At 72.2% G+C, this 20,073-nt stretch carries 18 protein-coding genes; 4 read left to right on the top strand and 14 right to left on the bottom strand.

Going from position 1 to position 20,073, the window contains the following annotated elements; genetic code table 11:
- Positions 1-25 precede the first annotated feature (25 nt).
- The 4 genes from ITJ64_RS06485 to ITJ64_RS06500 form a co-directional block, all read right to left on the bottom strand.
- Positions 26-319, bottom strand: coding sequence for a putative quinol monooxygenase (locus tag ITJ64_RS06485; RefSeq protein WP_194679887.1), 294 nt, complete (start codon positions 317-319; stop codon positions 26-28).
- Positions 316-1,110, bottom strand: a complete 795-nt coding sequence (locus ITJ64_RS06490; RefSeq protein ID WP_194679888.1) for an ATP-binding cassette domain-containing protein — start codon at positions 1,108-1,110, stop codon at positions 316-318. The genes ITJ64_RS06485 and ITJ64_RS06490 overlap by 4 nt, the downstream gene beginning before the upstream one ends.
- A complete protein-coding gene (locus tag ITJ64_RS06495; RefSeq protein WP_194679889.1) occupies positions 1,107-2,153 on the bottom strand; it encodes an ABC transporter permease in 1,047 nt (348 codons plus the stop codon). Before ITJ64_RS06495 ends, ITJ64_RS06490 begins: the two co-directional genes overlap by 4 nt.
- A gap of 69 nt (positions 2,154-2,222) precedes the next feature.
- On the bottom strand, positions 2,223-3,320 hold the full coding sequence (locus tag ITJ64_RS06500) for a substrate-binding domain-containing protein (protein ID WP_194679890.1): 1,098 nt from the start codon (positions 3,318-3,320) through the stop codon (positions 2,223-2,225).
- Between the two features lie 160 nt (positions 3,321-3,480).
- On the opposite strand from ITJ64_RS06500, the gene ITJ64_RS06505 reads away from it, so the two are divergent.
- Positions 3,481-4,476 (top strand): LacI family DNA-binding transcriptional regulator, encoded by a 996-nt coding sequence (locus ITJ64_RS06505; protein WP_194679891.1) that lies wholly within the window; start codon positions 3,481-3,483, stop codon positions 4,474-4,476.
- Between the two features lie 21 nt (positions 4,477-4,497).
- On the opposite strand, the gene ITJ64_RS06510 is transcribed toward ITJ64_RS06505, so the two are convergent.
- The 5 genes from ITJ64_RS06510 to ITJ64_RS06530 form a co-directional block, all read right to left on the bottom strand.
- Entirely contained in the window at positions 4,498-7,449 is a 2,952-nt protein-coding gene (locus ITJ64_RS06510; RefSeq protein WP_194679892.1) for an aminotransferase, read from the bottom strand.
- Positions 7,450-7,459: 10 nt separating this feature from the next.
- Positions 7,460-7,780 (bottom strand): hypothetical protein, encoded by a 321-nt coding sequence (locus tag ITJ64_RS06515; RefSeq protein ID WP_194679893.1) that lies wholly within the window; start codon positions 7,778-7,780, stop codon positions 7,460-7,462.
- A 53-nt stretch (positions 7,781-7,833) separates the two neighbouring features.
- Positions 7,834-8,652, bottom strand: coding sequence for a DUF1206 domain-containing protein (locus ITJ64_RS06520; protein ID WP_194679894.1), 819 nt, complete (start codon positions 8,650-8,652; stop codon positions 7,834-7,836).
- A 31-nt stretch (positions 8,653-8,683) separates the two neighbouring features.
- Entirely contained in the window at positions 8,684-9,454 is a 771-nt protein-coding gene (locus ITJ64_RS06525) for a phosphatase PAP2 family protein (RefSeq protein WP_194679895.1), read from the bottom strand.
- A 136-nt stretch (positions 9,455-9,590) separates the two neighbouring features.
- Complete coding sequence (locus ITJ64_RS06530; protein ID WP_194679896.1) at positions 9,591-10,268, bottom strand: GntR family transcriptional regulator; 678 nt, start codon at positions 10,266-10,268, stop codon at positions 9,591-9,593.
- Between the two features lie 135 nt (positions 10,269-10,403).
- Between ITJ64_RS06530 and ITJ64_RS06535 the strand changes: the two genes are divergently transcribed.
- A complete protein-coding gene (locus tag ITJ64_RS06535; protein WP_194679897.1) occupies positions 10,404-11,357 on the top strand; it encodes an NADP-dependent oxidoreductase in 954 nt (317 codons plus the stop codon).
- 9 nt (positions 11,358-11,366) lie between these two features.
- Here the strand turns inward: ITJ64_RS06535 and ITJ64_RS06540 are convergent, their stop codons facing one another.
- The 4 genes from ITJ64_RS06540 to ddaH form a co-directional block, all read right to left on the bottom strand.
- Complete coding sequence (locus ITJ64_RS06540; RefSeq protein WP_194679898.1) at positions 11,367-12,020, bottom strand: isochorismatase family protein; 654 nt, start codon at positions 12,018-12,020, stop codon at positions 11,367-11,369.
- A 112-nt stretch (positions 12,021-12,132) separates the two neighbouring features.
- On the bottom strand, positions 12,133-12,480 hold the full coding sequence (locus tag ITJ64_RS19190; protein ID WP_194679899.1) for a helix-turn-helix domain-containing protein: 348 nt from the start codon (positions 12,478-12,480) through the stop codon (positions 12,133-12,135).
- A 140-nt stretch (positions 12,481-12,620) separates the two neighbouring features.
- Complete coding sequence (rocD, locus tag ITJ64_RS06550; RefSeq protein WP_194679900.1) at positions 12,621-13,880, bottom strand: ornithine--oxo-acid transaminase; 1,260 nt, start codon at positions 13,878-13,880, stop codon at positions 12,621-12,623.
- Positions 13,877-14,743 carry a dimethylargininase gene (gene ddaH / locus ITJ64_RS06555; RefSeq protein ID WP_194679901.1) on the bottom strand — a complete coding sequence of 289 codons (867 nt, stop codon included), beginning with the start codon at positions 14,741-14,743 and terminating at the stop codon, positions 13,877-13,879. The genes rocD and ddaH overlap by 4 nt, the downstream gene beginning before the upstream one ends.
- A 182-nt stretch (positions 14,744-14,925) precedes the next feature.
- Here ddaH and ITJ64_RS06560 point away from each other — a divergent pair, with 182 nt between their 5' ends.
- Both ITJ64_RS06560 and ITJ64_RS06565 read left to right on the top strand, forming a co-directional pair.
- Complete coding sequence (locus ITJ64_RS06560) at positions 14,926-15,354, top strand: Lrp/AsnC family transcriptional regulator (protein WP_194679902.1); 429 nt, start codon at positions 14,926-14,928, stop codon at positions 15,352-15,354.
- A gap of 4 nt (positions 15,355-15,358) precedes the next feature.
- Positions 15,359-15,745: a GntR family transcriptional regulator gene (locus tag ITJ64_RS06565; RefSeq protein WP_194679903.1), complete on the top strand. Its 387-nt coding sequence runs from the start codon at positions 15,359-15,361 to the stop codon at positions 15,743-15,745.
- A gap of 74 nt (positions 15,746-15,819) precedes the next feature.
- On the opposite strand, the gene ITJ64_RS18850 is transcribed toward ITJ64_RS06565, so the two are convergent.
- Positions 15,820-20,067: a bifunctional proline dehydrogenase/L-glutamate gamma-semialdehyde dehydrogenase gene (locus ITJ64_RS18850; protein ID WP_228507716.1), complete on the bottom strand. Its 4,248-nt coding sequence runs from the start codon at positions 20,065-20,067 to the stop codon at positions 15,820-15,822.
- Positions 20,068-20,073: the final 6 nt, after the last annotated feature.

The following is a 20,073-nucleotide window of genomic DNA, read 5'->3' on the forward strand; positions in this document are numbered from 1 at the left end:
TCGCGGGCGGAGCCGTCGGTCGGGGTCAGCCTGCGAGGGGCCGGAGAAAGGTGAGCTGCGATCCGTCCTCGACGATCAGCGGCCCGAGCCGGGCGTTGAACTCGGCGCCGTAGGGAGCGTCGAGGTGGGCCCGGAAGGCCTTCTCGTCGCGGTAGACCTCGTAGACGAGGAACCGCGAGGGCCGATCGGCGTGCCGGGTCGGCGCGAACTCGAGGCACCCGGGCTCTGCCCGCGCCTGCTCGGCGAGGTCGCCGAGCAGTACGGCCACGGTCTCCTCCTCGCCCGGCAGCGCCGTGAATTCGGCGACGAGCACCGTCATGCCGTGGCCGCGCCCGTCATGATCGCCACGGCGTCGGTCATCGAGTGAGACTGCGGCGTGATGGTCGCCGCGCGCTTGCCGAGGCGCTGGATGTGGATGCGGTCGGCGACGTCGAAGACGTGGGGCATGTTGTGGCTGATCAGGATGACCGGCACCCCCCGGTCGCGCAGGTTGCGGATGAGCTCGAGCACCTGGTTCGACTCGCGCACACCGAGCGCGGCGGTGGGCTCGTCGAGCACCACGACCTTCGAGCCGAACGCGGCGGCGCGAGCGACCGCGACGGCCTGACGCTGACCGCCGGAGAGGTTCTCGACCGGCACCGTGACGTCCTGCAGGGTCGAGATGCCGAGGGTGGTGAGCTCGTCCTTCGCCGCCTTGCGCATGCCGGCGGTGTCGAGCATCCGGAACACCGAGCCCAGGATGCCGGCCCGGCGCTTCTCGCGACCGAGGTACAGGTTCGAGGCCACGTCGAGCGCCGGGGAGACGGCGAGGTTCTGGTACACGGTCTCGATACCGGCACCCCGTGCATCCTGGGGCCGCTTGAACGACACCTTCTTGCCGTCGAGGAAGAGTTCGCCCTCGTCGGGGATCTCGGCGCCGGTGAGGCACTTGATCAGGGTCGACTTGCCGGCGCCGTTGTCGCCGATGATCGCGAGCACCTCGCCCGGGTAGAGCTCGAGGCTCACCCCGTCGAGGCCGACCACCCGGCCGAAGGTCTTCACCAGGCGGCGGGCCTGCAGCACCGGGGTGCGCGTCTGGGCCTCGGGGGAGCTGTTGTCGGTGAGAGTCACTTGCGTACCTTTCGGATCCACTGGTCGACCGAGACGGCCACGATGATCAGGACGCCGACGGCCAGCGTCTGGTAGAGCACGTCCAGACCCGCGAGCGACAGCCCGTTGCGGAACACGCCCACGATGAGGGCGCCGAGCAGGGTGCCCCAGACCGTTCCGCGGCCACCGAAGAGGCTGGTGCCGCCGATCACGACGGCGGTGATGGAGTCGAGGTTGAGGTCGGCTCCGGCGTTGGGGCTGGCCGCGTTGGTGCGGCCGATCTGGATCCAGGCGCCGATCGCGAGGATCGCTCCGGCGGCGAGGTACACGCTGAGCAGCACGCGGTTCACGCTGATGCCCGCCAGGCGGGCCGCCTCCTTGTCGTCCCCGACGGCGTAGACGTGCCGGCCCCAGGCGGTCTTGCCCAGGATGAACGCGACGACCACGTAGAGCACGAGCATGATCACCACGCCGAAGCTCACCCGCACCCCGAAGAGGTCGAAGGTCTGGCCGGTCCAGGGCAGCAGGCCCGGCATGTCCGACCCGCGCACGGTCGAGCCGCCCGAGTAGAGCAGCGTGAGTGCGACGAAGATGTTCAGCGTGCCGAGGGTGACGATGAAGGGCGGCAGCTTGAGCCGGGTCACGAGCAGACCGTTGAACAGTCCTGCGGCGAGGCCGACGATCAGCCCGATCACGAGCGCCAGCACGGCCGGCACCCCGTTCTGAGTGGCCGTCTGCGCCATCACCATCGAGGCGAGCACCATCACGGCGCCGACCGAGAGGTCGATGCCGGCGGTGAGGATGATCAGGGTCTGGGCCACGGCCAGGGTTCCGACGACGGCGACCTGCTGGGTGATCAGCGAGAGGTTCGCCGGGGCGAGGAAGCGGTCGTTCAGGATGCCGAACACGATGATCGCGACGACGAGCACCACGGCCGGGCTGACGGCCGGGTAGCGGTGCAGCACGCCGCGGATGCGGTCGAGCGGTGTGCGGCGGTCGAGGAATTCCGACGCGAGGTCGAGCGAGGAGGTCGGCGGTGTCGACGCCGGTGTCTGAGTGCTCACGGGAGCCTTTCTGGAGGAGGGGAAGCGGGAGGGGGCCGGAGGGCGCGGTTCACGCCCTCCGGCCGGGGATCACTCACCCCAGCAGAGGTCGGTGGCCGCCTCGGAGGTGATGCTGTCGAGGCCGTCGACCGGAGTGTCGGTCACCAGCTGCGAACCGGTGTCGAAGAAGTCGAGGCCGTCGCTGGTCTCGGGCTTCGTGCCGTCGGTGGCGAGCTTCGCGATCGCCTCGACGCCGAGCTCGGCCATCTTCACCGGGTACTGCTGGGCGGTGGCGCCGATGACGCCCTCGGAGACGTTCTTCACGCCGGCGCAGCCTCCGTCGATGGAGACCAGCAGCACGTCCTTCTCCTTGCCCGCCGCCTGGAGCGCCTGGTACGCGCCGTAGGCCGCCGGCTCGTTGATCGTGTAGACGACGTTGATGTCGGAGTTCTTCGACAGCAGCGTCTCCATCGCGGTGCGTCCGCCGTCCTCGGCGCCGTTGGTGGCCTCGTTGCCGACGATCTCGTAGTCGCCGCCGCTGTACGACCCGCTGGCGGCCTCGTCGCCGTTCTTCTCGGCGTCGGCGGTGTCGATGCCCATGCCGGTGAGGAAGCCCTGGTCGCGGTTGTAGTCGACCGAGACGACCTTGTCGTCGAAGAGGTCGAGCATCGCGATGGTGGCCTTCTTCCCGTCGAGCTGCGCGGCGGTCCACTTCCCGATCGACTCACCCGCGGTGAAGTTGTCGGTGGCGAAGGTGATGTCGACCGCGTCGGTCGGGTCGGGAGCGGTGTCGAGGGCGATCACGAACAGTCCGGCATCCCGCGCCTTCTGGATGGCGTCGACCACCGACGGGCCGTTGGGGGTGATCAGGATGCCCTTGTCGCCCTTGGAGATGGCGTTCTCGATCGCCTGGATCTGGGTGTCCTCGTCACCATCCTCCTTGCCGGCCGCCAGCGTGAGGCTGACTCCGTTCGTGTCGGCGGCCGCCTTGGCGCCGTCCTCCATGGCGACGAAGAAGGGGTTGGTCGTCGTCTTGACGATGAGCGAGACGCCCACGTCGCCGGCCGAGCCGGAGTCGGAGGTGCCGCTGCTGCTGCCGCTCGAGCAGGCCGCGAGGCCGACCGAGGCCACGAGCGCGATGGAGGCCAGGCTGCCCAGCCGGGCGGAGGTCGACGTGCGATTCTTCATTGAAGTCCTCTTCTGCAATCGGGAGACCTGTCGTCTCCGACAACGATGTCAGATCTAGGTATAGACCGGGTCGGCCGATAGAGTCAACCCTGGAAAGCAAGCAGGAAGCGCGTTTATGACATCGTTATCAGATTCGGGTCGCCCTCGAAAGCGCCCCACCATGAAGAACGTGGCCGACCTCGCCGGGGTCGGGGTGAAGACGGTGTCCCGAGTGATCAACCAGGAGCGCTACGTCTCGGCCGACACCATCGCGCGGGTCATGCGGGCCGCGGAGCAGCTGCAGTACCAGCCCGACGTGCAGGCCGGCAATCTGCGCCGCGCCGATCGCCGCACCGACACCCTGGGCCTCCTGGTCGGCAGCGTCGCCAACCCGTTCTCGGCCGCGGTGCACCGGGCGGTCGAGGACGCCGCCGTGCAGCGCCACGTGGCCGTGTTCGCCTCGAGCCTCGACGACGATCCCGAGCGCGAGCGGGCCTCGGTCGAGGCGTTCCTGCGGCGGCGCGTCGATGGCCTGATCCTCACCACCATCCAGCCCAGTCAGGCCTATCTCTGGCCCCAGCTGGAGCAGGGCATGCCCGTGGTCTTCGTCGACCGCAAGCCGAACGGCGTGATGGCCGACACGGTGCTGACCGACAACCTCGACGGCGCCGCGCGGGCGACCCGCCACCTGCTCGACGCCGGCCACCGCCGCATCGCCTTCCTCGGCGACAGCGAGGAGATCTACACCGTGAAGGAGCGCCGGAGAGGCTACCTCGACGCACTCCGCGCTGCGGGCATCGCCCCCGACCCGCGCCTCGTGATCGAGAACCTCGGCGACGAGGTGCAGGCCGAATCCGCCGTCCGGTCCCTCCTCGCGCTCGACGATCCCCCCACGGCGATCTTCAGCGCCCAGAATCTGATCACGATCGGGGCGATCACGGCCCTGCGTGCGCACGGGGTGTCCGACCGGGTGGCGCTGGTCGGATTCGACGACGTCCCGATGGCATCGCTGCTCTCCCCGGCCGTCACGGTCATCGCCCAGGACCCGTCGGCGATCGGCGCTCTCGCCGCCCGGCGCATCTTCGAGCGGCTCGACGGCGAGACCGAGGCCGCCCGGGACTTCGTCGTGCCGACCCGCCTGATCGAGCGGGGGTCCGGCGAGATCCGGCCCGCGTAGTCGTCGCGGCGGCGGCCCTCGTCACCACCCCGTCGTCAGCACCCGATCCAGCGCGTCGACGAAGTAGTCGGCCGACTCGGCCGTCACGCACAGCGGCGGCTTGATCTTCAGCACGTTCTGGTGGTCGCCCGTCGGCTGCATGATGACGCCCAGTTCGAGCAGCCGGTCGCAGATGCCGGCCGTCTCGGCGGTCGCGGGCTCGAGGGTCGCCCGGTCGCGCACGAACTCGACCCCGAGGTAGAGGCCGTCGCCGTGCACGGTGCCGATCAGCGCGTGCCGCTCGCCGAGCTCGCGCAGCCGCGACTTCAGGTGGGCCCCCACGACCCGCGCGTTCTCCTGCAGCCCCTCGTCCTCGATGATGTCGAGCACGGTCAGCCCCGTCACCGACGACACCGGCGATCCCCCGGTCGACGAGAAGAAGTAGCCCTGCGTGCGGTACCGCTCGGCGATCGCGCGGCTCGTGACGACGACACCGAGCGGATGCCCCGCCCCCACCGACTTCGCCACCGCCACGATGTCGGGCACCACGCCCTGCTGCTCGAAGCCCCAGAACCAGCTGCCGAGGCGGCCGAAGCCGACCTGCACCTCGTCGGCGATCACGAGCCCGCCGACCTCGCGCACCGCGGCGTAGACCTCCCGGAGGTACCCGTCGGGCAGCGCCACCCCGCCGGCGTTGCCGAAGTAGGTCTCGCAGATGAAGGCGGCGGGCGGGCGGCCCGACGCGGCGAGGGCACGGATGCGCGCCGCCGCCGCCGGGGCGTAGCGCGCCGCCTCGGCACCGCGGTGCTCCCCGCGGTAGCTGTTCGCCGCGGCCACGGTGTGCACCCAGTCCGGACGGGAGGCGAGGGCGTTCGGGTTGTCCGCGATCGACGTGGACACGGCATCGCTCGCGTAGGTCCACCCGTGGTACGCCTCGGTCATGGCCACGACGTCGCGCCGACCGGTGCTCGCGAGGGCGAGCCGCAGCGCGAGGTCGGTCGCCTCCGAGCCCGAGTTCACGAAGAAGACCGTGTCGAGCCCCTCGGGAAGCAGGCCGACGATGCGCTCGGCGTACTCGGCCACGGCGGCGTAGTTGAAGCGCGAGTTGGTGTTCAGCAGCCGCAGCTGGCGGCCGACGGCGTCGGCGATCCGCGGATGCGCGTGCCCGACGCTCGCCACGTTGTTGACCATGTCCAGATAGACCCGACCGTCCGTGTCGGCGAGGTACTCCTTCCAGCCGCGCTCGATCTGCGGCGGGTCGGCGTAGTAGTGCTCCTGCACGTCGGCGAGCACCCGGTCGCGGCGCGCGAGCAGGTCGCGGGCCGGCGGCGGGAGCGTCTCGGTGACGCCGAGCGCCGGTGACGGGTCGCCGAGCAGCGTTCGCCAGCCCGGCAGCAGCGCGGCCTCGATCTGCGGCGGGGCATCCGGAGCCCCCACGGTCGTGAGGGAGACCTCGACGGGCGTGCGGGCCGGCAGCTCGAACGCGCGCCCGGCTGGTGCAGCGGATGCGAGGCGGAACCGGAGGACGGTGCCACCGTGGCGCAGGCCGACGCCGTCGGGCTCCTCGAGCAGCTCGACACCGTGGGGCGGCGTGACGGCGGCCGCCCGCGCGAGCCAGAGGCGGCTGGACGTGGGGACCGTCGCCGGGGAGCCGGGCGTGCGCCGGGGAGCGCCCGTCAGCACGGGCCGCAGGCCGGGCAGCAGCACGAGCCCGGCGCCCCCGTCGAGCAGCCGCAGCGCCGCGTCGTCGAGCGTTCCGGCGTCGAGCCAGGCGCCGTCGTCGTTGAGGGGCGCCGTGGTGGAGGCGTCGAGCAGCACGGCCGGCCCGCGCCCGCCGGCGGGCTCGGGGTCGTCGCCCGTGCCGCCGCCCCGGCCGCCGCCGTCGCCGCCCACGCTCAACACCGCGCCCGCCGCCCACACCGGCGGCTCGACGGCCGTCGCCACCCCCAGCGCATCGCGGATGACCGCCTCCATCACCCCGCACGGCACCGACACCGCCCGCTCGAGGATCTCGAACTCCCGCTCCAGCGCCCCGCTCGCGTAGTCGTTCGCCGCGTCGAGCCGCACCTGCTGGCGCCCGCTCAGCACGAGCACCGCCCCGCGCAGCACGACGAGCGGCCAGAGCGCCGCGAGCTCGTCGTCGGACAGCGGCCGCAGGGCGTGGAACGCCCGGATCGCGGGAAGCGCGCTGAGCGCCGTGGCCCCGTCGTGATGCAGCAGCGACGAGACGGTCACCGCGATCTCGCCCACCGCCCACGACTCGATGACGTCGCCGAAGTCGATCACCGCATCCGGCAGCGCACCCCCCTCGGGACGCAGCACGTTGTCGTCGGTGAGGTCGAAGTGCCCGAGCTGACGCGGCAGCCGGTTGCCGACGGCCGCCACCAGGGCGCGCGCCGGGGCCACGGCCCGCTCGACGAACGACCGGATCCCCTCATCCGGTTCGTCGGCGAGGAGGAGGTCGATCACCCGCTCGGCGTGCTGCGAGTCCCACTGCAGCGTGCGGGCCGCCGCCGGATGCGCGAAGCCGGCGAGCGCCCGGCTGACCCGCCCGGCGAGCTCGCCCAGGCGCTCGGCGACCCGCGGCGACAGGTAGCCCGACCCCGTCAGGGTCGACCCGGCCATGAACTCGATCACTCGGGCGTGCACGCGCCCCTCGGTGGTCGACCACCACGCCTCCAGCGGCCCGTCGCGCCCCTCGACGATCACGGGGATGCGCAGCGACGGCTCGCGCTCGGCCACCACGGCGGCGGCGAGGGTCTGCAGCTCGATCTCGGCCTCGCTGAAGACCGGGTTGCTGATCTTCAGGATGCCGAGCGGCGCCCCGTCGGCGACCGCCCGCACCACGAAGTTCTGATCCTGCTGGCTGCCGAGCGCCTCGAGCCGGGCGTCGAGGCCGAACACCGACCGCGTGAGCTGCTCGGCCTCCTCGATGCCGAGGGTCGGCGTCGGCAGCTCGGGCGTCGAGAAGTAGTCGAAGAGGGTGTCGGCCACGGCGGTGGCGTCAGCGCTGCAGAGCGAGGTCGACGAGCCCCACCACGATCGGGGCGACCACGACGACCGCGGCGAGATACGACAGCACGAGCCCCGCGAGTGCCCGCAGGCTCCGACCCTCGCGGCGGCGGGCGACGTGACCCACGACCACGCCCGCGACGGGCAGCAGGTAGGTCAGGATCGTCATGACGGTGATCGCCGTGAGCGACCCGGGGGCCGCGACGAGCGGCACCCAGCCGAACGAGGCGACGACGATGGCGGCGAGGCCGACGACGAGAGCGGTCGTGCCGAGCGGACGGGACGATGTCGAGACTGCGACGTTTCCGGACATGCCCTCACGATAGCGGGCGGCCTCCGCGCCCTCGGCGGGTACGGAGGAAAGGCTCAGAGCCGCGCGTAGCGGGCGCGCACGAAGGTGTAGACGCCGTAGGCGATCAGGCCGACCCCTACCGCGACCAGGATGACCACGCCGAACGGCAGCGACGCCAGCGACTTCAGCGCCCCGTCGAGACCCGTCGAGCTGCTCGGGTCGACCGTCACGGCCGCGACCACGATCAGCACGCCCATCACGAACACCGCGACACCCTTCGCGACGTAGCCGACCACCCCGAGCACCCGCACGGCCTTGCCCGCGGTGCCGGAGGGCATCCTGAGGTCCTCCTCGAACTTGCGGGTGACGCCCTTGAACGCGAAGTAGCCGCCGATGCCGGCCGCGGCGACGCCCACCACGCCGAGCAGCAGCGGCCCGCCGGGCAGTGACAGGATGCTCGCGCTCGCCTGCTGCGTCGAGTCGCTGTTGCTCGTCGAACCACCCTGCGCGAACGTCAGCGCGGTGACCCCGAGCGCGATGTACGCGACGGCCTTGCCGGCGGGGATGAGGCTGCGCACCCAGCGCTTGTCCGAGGTGGAGCCGATGCCGAGCACGGCCTGCACGATCAGCCAGAGGCCGAGGGCGAACAGGCCCACGACGACGACCCAGATCACGATCGCGCCGCCCGGCAGCTTGGTGATCTCGGCCATGGCGCCGGACTGGTCGGACGACTCGCCACCCTGGTTCACGGCCACGCGGATGGCGAGGTAGCCGAGCAGCAGGTGCACCAGCGCGCTGGCGCCGAAGCCGACGCGGGCGAGGATCTGCAGGGCCCGGCTGTTGCCGGCGCTCGAGGCGGCGCGGCGGGCGGTGGAACCGGCACGTGTGCTCATGGGATGCCTTTCAGGGAGGGTCAGGAGAGGGTCAGGTGCCGTCGCGCTGGGGCTGCGAGGCGGGCCCGGTGACGGGTTCGCCCGCGATGCGCACGGTGCGGTGGGTGTCGACGGCGATGATCGCGCCGAGGATGACGAGGGAGAGGGCGACCGAGGCGGTGGTGTCGCTGATCCAGTGGTAGCCGAGGTAGAGGCGACTGACGATCTGGGCGGCGATCGCCACGACTGCCACCGAGAAGGCGGCCACGGTGAACCAGGTGCGCTGCAGCCGGCTCGCCAGGAGGTACGCCGTGATCAGCAGGAAGTCGCAGGTTCCGAGTACATGCCCCGAGGGGAATGAGAACGATCGGTCGGGCCCGAAGAGCATCTCGCCGATGGGCGGCCGCGGGTGCTCGACGATCGGCGCAATCACCTGCGCCAGCACGACACCGGTCACCATCCCGATGGCCAGGAGGAACGGGCGCCAGAGATGGCGGGCCGCGACGATCCAGCCGATCAGCACCACGAGGATGATGATCGGCAGCGCCACCGGCCCGAACACCACGGCGAGCACGATCATGAACGACGTGGTCGACTCGCGCACGGTGGAGTCGAACCAGTCCTCGACGGGCTGGTCGAGGCGCTCGAAGCCGGTCTGGGTGACGACGCCCGCGAGCAGGGCGACGAACGCGATCGCCCCGACGATCATCAGCACGACGGCGGTGACGTAGAGCCGGTGCCGGGCGGCGGCCGGAAGGTAGCGCTCCTCCACGATGAACTTCTCGTTCCACACGGCCAGGCGGCCCGACCGCAGCGTCGTCATGGCACCGCCCTCTCGCCGTCCGGCCTCACGGGCCGAAGCAGCCTCGAGTCCTGCCTACCACGGTTCGGTCAATCACGGTTGACCGATTCGAGCCGGAACGAGCGAGAACGAGAACGAGCGGATGCGCGGCGGGGCCTCAGTCGTCGCCGAGGAGGATGGCGGCCGCGGCGATCATCTCGAGCATCCGCTCTCTCATGTGCCCGATGTGCTTCTTGACCGCCGGCTCGATGCCCGCGTAGTCGTGGGCGACGATCGCCTGGTAGAGCTCGTCATACTCCTCGGCGCAGGAGAGCAGCCGGCTCTGCAGCGAGGCGGCGCGCAGCCAGAAGCGCTGGATACGGCGGCGCGTCTCACGCACCGTCTCGGCCACGAGCACGTTGCCGGCGAGCGCGTTCGCCTTGCGGTGGAAGAGCTGGTCGGCCAGCGCCCAGGAGGCCCGGTCGTCGTTCGAGGCCGCGCGGTACATGTCGTCGACGTAGCCCTTGAGGGCGGCGGCGCCCTCGTCGGTGAGCGTCGAGGAGGCCTTCCGGGCGATGTAGGTGTCGAGCACCTCGAGCAGGTCACAGGCGTCGTTGACCTCGGTGGCGGTGAGCTGGGAGACCGTGAAGCGCGCATTGTCGGTGCGCTTGACGAGCCCCTCCTTCTCGAGCCGCTGCAGGGCCTCGCGCACCGGGGTGCGGCTGATGCCGAGCTGGTTCGCGAGGCGGTTCTCCGACAGGGGCGACCCCGACCGCAGCCGGAACCCCGTGATCTCGGCGAGCAGCCACTCGTACGCGTCGTCGACGCGGCTGCCCGTCTCGGTGCCCGTGGCCATCCATCACCTGCCTTCGGGTCGATTCTACCCGCGGTTCCGGGGGTGGGGCCCGGTGCGGTGCCGTCGCATGCGGTGACGGATGCGGCACTGCATTCAGAGGGCGCGTTCCCGGGCACCGGGGCCAGAATGGTGCGCATGGCCCAGCAGATCCAGTACCGCACCCTCGGCGGCCCCGAGGTGCTCGAGTTCGTGACCGTGCCGACCCCCGTCGCGCCGCCCGGCGGCGTGGTCGTGGAGACCCGCGCGATCGGCGTGAACCCGATCGACCTGAAGCTCCGGTCGGGGCTGCGGCCGAGCCCGCCGATCACCGAGCCGCGGGTGCCGGGGTCGGATGCTGCCGGCGTGGTGGTGTCCGTCGACGGGTCGGCCGGCGACCGGTGGCAGGTCGGCGACGAGGTCATCGTGCGCGACGCCGCGGGGGCGTACCGCACGCACCTGCCGGCCGACGCCTCGCAGCTCGTCGCGAAGCCCGCCGCGGTCGGCTGGAACGAGGCCGCCGGCATCGGCATCCCCGTCGGCACGGCCTACCAGGCGCTGCGTTCGCTCGGCGTCACGGCCGGTCAGACCCTGCTCGTGCACGGCGGCTCGGGCGCGGTCGGCCAGGCGGCCATCCAGTTCGCGCGCGACTGGGGGGCCACCGTCGTCGCCACGGCGAGCGCCCGCAACCTCGACCGCCTCCGGGCGCTCGGCGCGATCGCGGTCGAGTACGGCGAGGGCCTGCTCGAACGGGTTCAGGATGCTGCTCCCGACGGCATCGACCGTGTCCTCGACGCCGCAGGCACCGACGAGGCGCTCGACGTCTCGTTCGCCGTCGTCGACGACCGCTCGCACATCGGCACCATCGTGGTCGGAGCCAAGGCCGACGCCCTCGGCATCCGCGCCTGGATGGGCGGCAGCCCGCACCCCCTCACCGACCAGGAGCAGGCCTGGCGCCGTGAGGCCTACGGCGTGGCCGCCGACCTCATCGCCGAGGGCCGCTTCGAGATCGAGATCGCGGCGGTGTACCCCCTGGCGGAGGCGGCCGCCGCGCAGAGCGCCCTCGCCTCGGGCGACCTCCGCGGCAAGCTCATCCTCGACCCCCGCCCCTGACGGCGCCCGTCACTCCGCGGCGCGGGCGGCGCGGGCGGCGTCGGCGGCTCCGGCCGCGGCCGAGGAGCCGAGGTCGCCGCCCGGGAGTTCGGCGCCGGAGGTGAGAGCGGCCGCCCAGGCGTCGGTCGTCGCGACGCGCGCCCAGCTCGAGCCGAGGAGCGTCATCAGGGTCTCGTGCACCGTGCGCGCATCCGCCGACCCCGCCGCATTCGAGAGGTGGATCGCGCCCGTCGCGTCGGACAGCACCTCGATCGTGAAGCCGAGGTACTCGGCCTCGACCGCCGAGGCGAGCACGCAGTTGTTGGTCATGTAGCCGACGAACGTCACGGTGTCGACGTCGCGCTCGCGCAGCCACGCGGCGAGGTCGGTGCCCGCGAACACCGACGAGTACTCCTTCGTCAGCAGCTTCCAGTCACCGGATGCGCGGCTCTCGATCTCGGGCCGCAGCACGAACTCGGCCGACTCCGGGTCGAAGACGGGGGCGCCCGCCCCCGAGCTGTGCTGCACGGCCACGATCGGGATGCCGGCCGCAACCGCCGCGTCGACGGCCTCGACGATCCGCGGTAGGGAGGAGGCGTGCGGTGGGTACTGGATCTCCAGCAGACCGTCGAAGTACTGCTGCTGCACGTCGATGATCACGAGGGCGCGGCGGGGTGCGGTCATGGGCGGAGCTCCTGTCAGCGGCCGGCGGGCCGGGCGTGCTCCTATCGTGGCCCGGCGGGGGTCGAGCCGCGAGGCGCGGCGGGGCGCAGACGCCGGATCCGGGCGGGGCGGCTCAGGCCGCGAGCAGCAGGGCGGATGCGCCCCGGCTCTCCGCGGCCGGGCCGGCCAGGGCGTGGGCGGGCCCGAGATCCAGGCGCAGCACCGGCGCGACCGTGCGGGCGCTGCGCGCATCGTCCTCGGCGAGCACCGCGGCGGACGCCGTGAGCAGCTCGCCCGCCGACACGTCGAGCACGCGGCAGAGCACGGCGAGGATCTCCGACGACGCCTCCTTGCGACCCCGCTCGATCTCGGAGAGGTACGGCAGCGAGATGCGCGACCGTTCGGCGAGGCCGCGCAGCGTCAACCCGCGCTCCAGACGCAGTCGTCTCAGCACGTGCCCGATCGCGTGGCGCAGCAGCATGAGGTCAGGCTAGGCCCCGAAGGGCGGGACGCGCATCCGCTCGCCCCGCCCTTCTGCTCACAGCAGAACCCGCCCGGCCGACCGCGGTCGCGCAAACGGCCCTTGCGCTCGCCCGGAAGGGCCGTTTGCGCGACCCGGGCCTAGACCGTGGCGGGCTGGGAGTGCTGCGCGTGGAGGGAGGTGAGCACCTCGGCCAGCTGGTCGACCGCCCAGTCGAGCTCGTGCTGCTCGACGACGATGGGCGGCGCGAGGCGGATGGTGGAGCCGTGGGTGTCCTTCGCGAGCACGCCCCGCTCCATCAGCAGCTCGCAGACCGCGCGGCCGGTGGCCAGTTCGGGGTCGATGTCGATGCCCGCCCAGAGGCCGGCGCCGCGCACGGTGACGACGCCCCGGCCGACGAGCTCCTCGAGACGGATGCGCAGGTGCTCGCCGAGGCGGGCGGCGCGCTCCTGGTACTCGCCGGTCGCCAGCATCCGCACCACGGCGAGGCCGACGGCGGCCGCCAGCGGGTTGCCGCCGAAGGTCGAGCCGTGCTCGCCCGGGTGCAGCACGCCGAGCACGTCGCGGTTCGCGACGACCGCCGACACCGGCACGATGCCGCCGCCGAGCGCCTTGCCGAGCAGGTACACGTCGGGCACGACGCCCACGAGATCGCACGCGAACGTGGCACCGGTGCGGCCGAGACCCGACTGGATCTCGTCGGCGATGAAGAGCACCTCGTGCTCGGTGCAGAGCTCGCGCACGCGCGGCAGGTACTCGGCCGGCGGCACGATGATGCCGGCCTCGCCCTGGATGGGCTCGAGCAGCACCGCCACGGTGTCGGGATTCGCGGCCAGGGCGGCGGCCAGAGCATCCGCGTCACCGTAGGGCACGCGCACGAAGCCCGGGGTGAACGGGCCGAAGCCGTCGCGGGCGGTGGCGTCGTCGCTGAAGCTGATGATCGTGGTCGTGCGGCCGTGGAAGTTGCCGTCGGCCACGATGATCGTCGCCCGGCCCTCGGTCACGCCCTTGACACGGTAGCCCCAGGCGCGGGCGACCTTGATGCCCGACTCGACGGCCTCGGCACCGGTGTTCATGGGCAGCACCATGTCCTTGCCGGCGAGCGCCGCCAGCTCCTCGACGAAGGGGCCGAGGCGGTCGGAGTGGAACGCGCGGCTGGTCAGGGTGACGCGGTCGAGCTGCTCCTTGGCGGCGTCGACGAGCAGCGGATGCCCGTGCCCGAAGTTCACCGCCGAGTACGCCGCGAGGCAGTCGAGGTAGCGGCGGCCCGTGACGTCGGTGACCCAGGCACCGTCGCCGGTGGCGACCACGATGGGGAGGGGGTGGTAGTTGTGGGCGGCGTGCTCGTCGACCTGGCGGATGGCCTCGGTGGCGAGGGCCTGGCCGGTCGCGGCGCTCATGCGCGCAGCTCCAGGGTGCAGCACTTCACGCCGCCGCCGCCGAGCAGCAGCTCGGACAGGTCGACGCCGATCGGGTTGTAGCCGCGCTCGCGCAGCTGCTGCTCGAAGCCGGTCGCGCGGCGGGCGATCACGACGTTCAGGCCGTCGGAGATGGAGTTCAGGCCGAGCACCGAGCCGTCCTCCTCGGAGACCAGGATCGCATCCGGATACAGCTGCTCGAGCTTCGCCCGGCTGGCGTCGTCGAAGGCGCTCGGCAGGTAGGCGATGTTCGCGGTGACGTCGTCGGTGAGCGGGTCGAGCACCGAGATCGCGGTGTCGAGGTGGTAGAAGTTCGGGTTCACCAGGGTGAGGCTGACGACCTCGCGGTTGAACAACGCGGCGACCTCCTCGTGGCTGCGGGTGGCGCTGCGGAAGCCGGTGCCCGCGAGGATGCGCGAGCCCACGAGCAGGAAGTCGCCCTCGCCCTCGTTGACGTTCTGCGGGTCGACGACGCGGTAGCCGCGCTGCTCGAACCAGCGCATGAAGGCGGGGCCCTCGGGCTGGCGCTGCTCGTGCGTGAAGCTGGCGCCGTAGGCGATGCCGTCGATGACGAAGCCGCCGTTGGCCGTGTAGACCATGTCGGGCAGACCTTCGATCTGGTCGATCAGCTCGACGGTGTGGCCGAGGCCGACGTAGGTGTCGTAGAGGGTCTGCCACTGGCGCACCGCGAGGGAGGTGTCGGTGGGGACGGCCGGGTCCATCCAGGGGTTGATGCGGTAGGCGACCGTGAAGTGGTCGGGGCGGCACATCAGGTAGTGGCGGGGGCTCGCGGTGCGGGCCTCCGGCGTCTGATGCGTGGTCTCTTCGAGCGTGGGCGTCGACATACGTTCTCCTACAGGGTGAAGTGCGAGAGGCGGATGGCGGACCAGCGTGCTGTCCTGAGGCCCCGACCGGGGCACGCCGCTCCCAGTGTCGCACGCACGATCCGACGGATGCCGCGCATCCGGCTCGCGTTTCATGCGTGTGGTGCGGGTTGACGCACGAATCTGCCGTAGGCTCGTCGATCATGGACGCCCTGGACCACCGCATCATCGACCTCCTCAAGATCAACTCCCGCAGCGGCTACGGCGACATCGGGCAGGTCGTCGGCCTCTCGGCCTCGGCGGTGAAGCGGCGCATCGACCGGCTCGTGGCCGACAACGTGATCACGGGCTTCACGATCCAGCTCAACCCGGCGCTCGACGGCACGGTCACCGAGGCGTACGTCGAGCTGTTCTGCCGGGGCACGGTGGCGCCGGCCGAGCTGAAGCGCATCCTCGCAGGGGTGCCCGAGGTGGTCGACGCCGGCACCGTGACGGGCAGCGCCGACGCGATCGTGCACATCCGCTCGCGCGACATCCCCAGCCTCGAGGATGCTCTCGAACGGGTGCGCATCGCCCCGAACGTCGACCACACGCGCAGTGCCATCGTGCTCTCGAACCTGATCAGGCGGTGAGCGGATGCCCGCCGCGACCCCGCCCGTCTTCTCGCTGACCATCGACCACGGCGTCTCGACGCCTCCGTTCGAGCAGCTGCGCACGGGCATCCGTGACGCCATCGTCTCGGGGTCGCTCGCCGCGGGAGCCCGGCTGCCGACCGTGCGCACCCTCGCCGCCTCGACCGGGGTCGCGGTGAACACCGTGGCGCGGGCGTACCGGGAGCTCGAGGCGGATGCGTTGATCGAGACCCGGGGGCGGCTCGGCTCGTTCGTGGCGGCCACGGGGTCGCCCGTCGAGCGGGAGATGCAGACGGCGGCGCGGGCCTACGCCGACCGCGCGGCGGCCCTCGGGGTGGCGCCCGCGGAGGCGGCGGCGCTCGTGGCAGCCGCCCTCGGCCTTCGCCCCTGACCGGCACCTTCATTCCGCGGACAACGCCAGATCTGGGCGAACAGCGGGCCGCCGCCTACGGCCGCGGGCCGCGGCTAGAGGAGGCCGTCGAGGAGCGGGGTGGGGTTGCCGAAGCGGTGGGCCGTCGCCGAGACCGCCTGCTCGCGCAGGAACGGGAGCAGCTCGAGGCGGCCGGCCCGGGTGACCTCGCCCGCGTGCACCGCCAGCTCGGGCGAGCCGTCGAGGGCCACGGCGAGCGCCCCGGCATCTCCGCCGATGAGCCGGATGCGCGGCACCTCCCCCACGAACTGCGGCGCCCGCTTGATCCACGCGGCGTCCTTCTCGATCACGACCTTGACGCCCCGCTCCTTCAGCAGCACCCGGAGCGGCCGCGGCAGCTTGCTCGCCGAGCTCACCGACACCCTCGCCCCGGCGAGGGTGGCTGCGGCCAGAACGCGCACGAGCTCGTGCAGCGGCCGCCCCTCCGACAGCCGGATGGCGACCGGCACCGGTCGGTAGCGCAGCACGTTGCGCTCGATCCCGAGCGCCGACGGGTCGCTCGGCGCGAAGAAGGACGTGATGGCGGCCTGGTCGCTCTTGGCCCCGCGGCGGGCGAAGTCGAAGTCGGCCCAGTCGAGACCGGCGGTCGCCGACTCCAGCAGCTGCACGACCGACGGCACGAGACCCGCCAGGTTCGGGCCCTCACCGGGCTCGCCCGGCTCGGTGCGCCAGTCGCCGAGGTGCACGAGGTAGTTCGGCCCGCCGGCCTTGGCGCCCGCACCCACCGACGACTTCTTCCAGCCACCGAAGGGCTGTCGCCGCACGATCGCGCCCGTGATGCCGCGGTTGACGTAGAGGTTGCCCGCCTCGACCTTCGCGAGCCACTGCCGGATCTCGTCGGAGTCGAGCGAGTGCAGCCCAGCGGTAAGCCCGTAGGGAACAGAGTTCTGCAGCTCGATCGCCTGCTCGAGGCTCGTGGCGTGCAGGATGCCGAGCACGGGCCCGAAGTACTCGGTGAGGTGGAAGTCGGAGTTCGGCAGCACGCCCTCGCGCACGCCGGGCGACCAGAGCCGCCCGCTGCCGTCGAGCTGCTTCGGCTCGACGAGCCAGCGCTCGCCCGGCCCGAGGGTCGTCAGCGCCTCGGCGAGCTTGCCGCTCGCCGGCTCGATCAGCGGGCCCATCCGGCTCTCGGGGTCGGTGGGCCAGCCCACCTTCAACGAGGTGACGGCGTCGACGAGCTGGCGCCGGAAGCGCTCCGAACGCGCCACCGAGCCGACCAGAATGACGAGGCTCGCGGCCGAGCACTTCTGACCCGCGTGCCCGAAGGCGCTCGACACGAGGTCGGCGACGGCGAGGTCGAGGTCGGCGCTCGGGGACACGACGATCGCGTTCTTGCCGCTCGTCTCCGCGAGCAGCGGGAGGGTCGGCCGCCACGAGCGGAACAGGGCCGCCGTGTCGTACGAGCCGGTGAGGATGAGCCGGTCGACCCGCTCGTCCGACATCAGCTGCTTCCCGAGGTCGCCCTCGTCGACGTCGACCAGCGTGAGGAGTTCGCGCGGGATGCCCGACTCCCAGAGCGCCTCGACCATGACCGCCGCCGAGCGACGAGCCTGCGGAGCGGGTTTGATGATCACGGCGCTTCCGGCGGCGAGCGCCGCGAGCACCCCACCGGCCGGGATGGCGACCGGGAAGTTCCACGGCGGCACCACCACCGTGAGGCGCGAGGGCACGAACACCGCGCCGTCGACCGTGTCGAGCTCGAGAGCGGTGTGGGCGTAGTAGCGGGCGAAGTCGATCGCCTCGCTGACCTCAGGGTCGGCCTGGTCGATGGTCTTGCCCGTCTCCGCAGCCATCACCTCGATCAGCCGGTCGCGGTTCGCCTCGAGCGCGTAGCCGGCCCGGCGGATGTACCCGGCGCGCTCGGCGGCACTCCTGGCTCCCCACCGCTCCCCGGCGGCGACCGCGGCCGTGACGATCCCGTCGAGCTGCACCTCGTCGTCGACCCGCGCGGACTCGATCGTCTCGGCCCCGAGCGTCGACCCCGCCACCCGCGCGAGGATCCGCGCCCCCCACACCCGGTTGGCGGCCAGCGATGTGTCGGTGTCGGGCGTGTTCCGGAACTCGGCCGCCGCCGGCTCCAGATCGCCCGTCATCCGATCCTGCGTCCGCCGCGCCCCCAGCGGCGCACCCGCCCCACCGCCCACTGCTCCGAGAGCCCCCGGAGCCCCCGGCCCACTGACCTCGAACTCCGAATCGCCGGCGCCCGACGCAGCCCGACCGGTCGAACCGGTGGAGGCGGAGGCTGACTCCGCCACTCCGGCCGGTGAGCGTTCGCCCACCGGTCCGTCCGCCGCGACCGCGGCCGAGGCGCTCGAGCCCCCACCCGCGATCTCCGCGGCCGGCTCCGACGCATCCTCGCCGCCCTCGTCGTCCAGAACGATCGCCGCGGTCTCCGCCCGCAGCTCGGCGAGCGACACCTGCCGTGCCTGCTCGGCCTCCAGCTCCGCCAGCGCCACGCGAAGCGCCTCCCGGGCCTCCCGCTCCAGCTCCGACAGCTCCGCTTCCCCGACCACGGCGCCCGCATCGACTTCGTCCACCGGCGACTCAGCACAAGCACCGTCGCCCGCCACCGGCGACTCAGCAGAAACACCGTCGCCCGCCACCGGCGACTGCACCCCATCGACGTCAGCAACCGACAGCAGCGCCGCGTCCTCCTCGGCCAGCGGTGGGCGCTCCGCATCGGCGTCACCCGCCGGGTCCGAGAACGGCGCCGCGTCAGCGGCAGCGGCGGAACCCAGTTCCGCCTCGAGGTCGGCGAGCGACGCGAGGAAGCGGTCGCGCTCCTTGTCGAAAGCCGACGGGGTGGAGGCCAGCTCGAACAGCGACGACATGAAGTTCGCGTCCGACGCGTTCTCCTCCAGCCGGCGCACCAGGTAGCCGATGGCGACGTCGAACTCCTTCGGCGCGACGACCGGCGTGTAGAGCAGCAGTGAGCCGACCGTCTTGCGCACGGCCTCGGCCTGCCCGGTCGCCATGCCGAGGAGCATCTCGACGTCGACCGCCTCCGTCACCCCGCGCCGCTCAGCGAGCAGCCAGGCCCAGGCGAGGTCGAACAGGTTGTGCCCGGCGACCCCGATGCGCACCGCGTCGACGTGCTCGGGTCGCAGCGCCCAGTCGAGCACCCGCTTGTAGTTGGTGTCGGTCTGCTGCTTCGAGTCGTACGTGGCCTGGGGCCAGCCGTGCAGCACGGCGTCGACGTGCTCCATCGCGAGGTTCGCGCCCTTCACGACGCGCACCTTGATCGGTGCTCCGCCGCGGCTGCGACGTTCGGCGGACCACTCGTGCAGGCGCTGGAGCGCCGGCAGCGCATCCGGCAGATAGGCCTGCAGCACGATGCCGGCCTCGAGGTCGAGGAAGTCGGGCTCGTCGAGGATGCGCTGGAAGACCGCGATCGTCAGGTCGAGATCGCGGTACTCCTCCATGTCGAGGTTGATGAAGGTGCGATCCAGATGCTCGCCCGGCGCCTCGAGCCCGAGCGGGCTCTTCTTCGCCGCGATGCGGTAGAGCGGGATGAGCGTCTGCGCCACCCGCTCGACCGTCTCGTCGAAGGCCCACATGGACAGCTGGGCCGCGACCGAGGAGACCTTCACCGAGACGTAGTCGACGTCGGGCCGCTGCAGCAGCTTCTTCGTGCCGTTCAACCGGTTCTCGGCCTCACGGTCACCCAGCACGGCCTCGCCGAGGAGGTTGATGTTGAGGCGCACGGCACCGTCGCCGGCCTCGCGCAGCTTGGCGACGGCGGGCCCGAACTTGGAGGGCCGGGAGTCGACGATCAGGTGACCGACCATGGCCCGCAGCACGCGCCGGGCCAGCGGCACCACCGCCTGCGGCAGCACCTCGCCGACGGCACCGCCCGTGACGACCGCCGCCCGGAGCGCGGGCGGGAGGAAGTGCGGCACCCGCTCCGCCAGCCGCTTCAGGTTCTTCGCGGCGACCGCGAGGTCTTCGGGCCGCGCCACACCGTCGACGAAGCCCACGGTGAAGCCCAGCCCGTCGGGGTCTTTCAGCACCCCGGCCAGCCGCGCCGCCGCCGGATCCACCGGCGCCCCCGCGCTCTCGTCGACCCACCGCCGCGCCAACGCCACCGCCGCCTCGGCGAGCGGCACCGACGAGTCGACGACCGATGCATCGACGGCCGCCGCATCGCCAGCCACCGCGGCGACGACCCCGGCGTCACCCCCCGCCTCACCCGCACCGTCGACCCGCAGGGCACCCGCCGCCGTCCCGTCGTCCGAAGGCTCGCCCGAAGCAGGCTGGGACGGGTGGGAGTGCAGCTCGGTCATGCTCCG

Origin of the sequence: Herbiconiux sp. VKM Ac-1786, assembly GCF_015350805.1 — a bacterium.
Taxonomy (GTDB): domain Bacteria; phylum Actinomycetota; class Actinomycetes; order Actinomycetales; family Microbacteriaceae; genus Herbiconiux.

Coding starts and splice junctions, on each gene's coding strand:
- ITJ64_RS06485 (WP_194679887.1), bottom strand. CDS start 319: ATGACGGTGCTCGTCGCCGAATTCACGGCGCTGCCGGGCGAGGAGGAG.
- ddaH (WP_194679901.1), bottom strand. CDS start 14,743: ATGTCGACGCCCACGCTCGAAGAGACCACGCATCAGACGCCGGAGGCC.
- ITJ64_RS06500 (WP_194679890.1), bottom strand. CDS start 3,320: ATGAAGAATCGCACGTCGACCTCCGCCCGGCTGGGCAGCCTGGCCTCC.
- ITJ64_RS18850 (WP_228507716.1), bottom strand. CDS start 20,067: ATGACCGAGCTGCACTCCCACCCGTCCCAGCCTGCTTCGGGCGAGCCT.
- ITJ64_RS06525 (WP_194679895.1), bottom strand. CDS start 9,454: ATGACGACGCTGCGGTCGGGCCGCCTGGCCGTGTGGAACGAGAAGTTC.
- ITJ64_RS06535 (WP_194679897.1), top strand. CDS start 10,404: ATGGCCCAGCAGATCCAGTACCGCACCCTCGGCGGCCCCGAGGTGCTC.
- rocD (WP_194679900.1), bottom strand. CDS start 13,880: ATGAGCGCCGCGACCGGCCAGGCCCTCGCCACCGAGGCCATCCGCCAG.
- ITJ64_RS06540 (WP_194679898.1), bottom strand. CDS start 12,020: ATGACCGCACCCCGCCGCGCCCTCGTGATCATCGACGTGCAGCAGCAG.
- ITJ64_RS06565 (WP_194679903.1), top strand. CDS start 15,359: ATGCCCGCCGCGACCCCGCCCGTCTTCTCGCTGACCATCGACCACGGC.
- ITJ64_RS06530 (WP_194679896.1), bottom strand. CDS start 10,268: ATGGCCACGGGCACCGAGACGGGCAGCCGCGTCGACGACGCGTACGAG.
- ITJ64_RS06520 (WP_194679894.1), bottom strand. CDS start 8,652: ATGAGCACACGTGCCGGTTCCACCGCCCGCCGCGCCGCCTCGAGCGCC.
- ITJ64_RS06560 (WP_194679902.1), top strand. CDS start 14,926: ATGGACGCCCTGGACCACCGCATCATCGACCTCCTCAAGATCAACTCC.
- ITJ64_RS06505 (WP_194679891.1), top strand. CDS start 3,481: ATGAAGAACGTGGCCGACCTCGCCGGGGTCGGGGTGAAGACGGTGTCC.
- ITJ64_RS06515 (WP_194679893.1), bottom strand. CDS start 7,780: ATGTCCGGAAACGTCGCAGTCTCGACATCGTCCCGTCCGCTCGGCACG.
- ITJ64_RS19190 (WP_194679899.1), bottom strand. CDS start 12,480: ATGCTGCTGCGCCACGCGATCGGGCACGTGCTGAGACGACTGCGTCTG.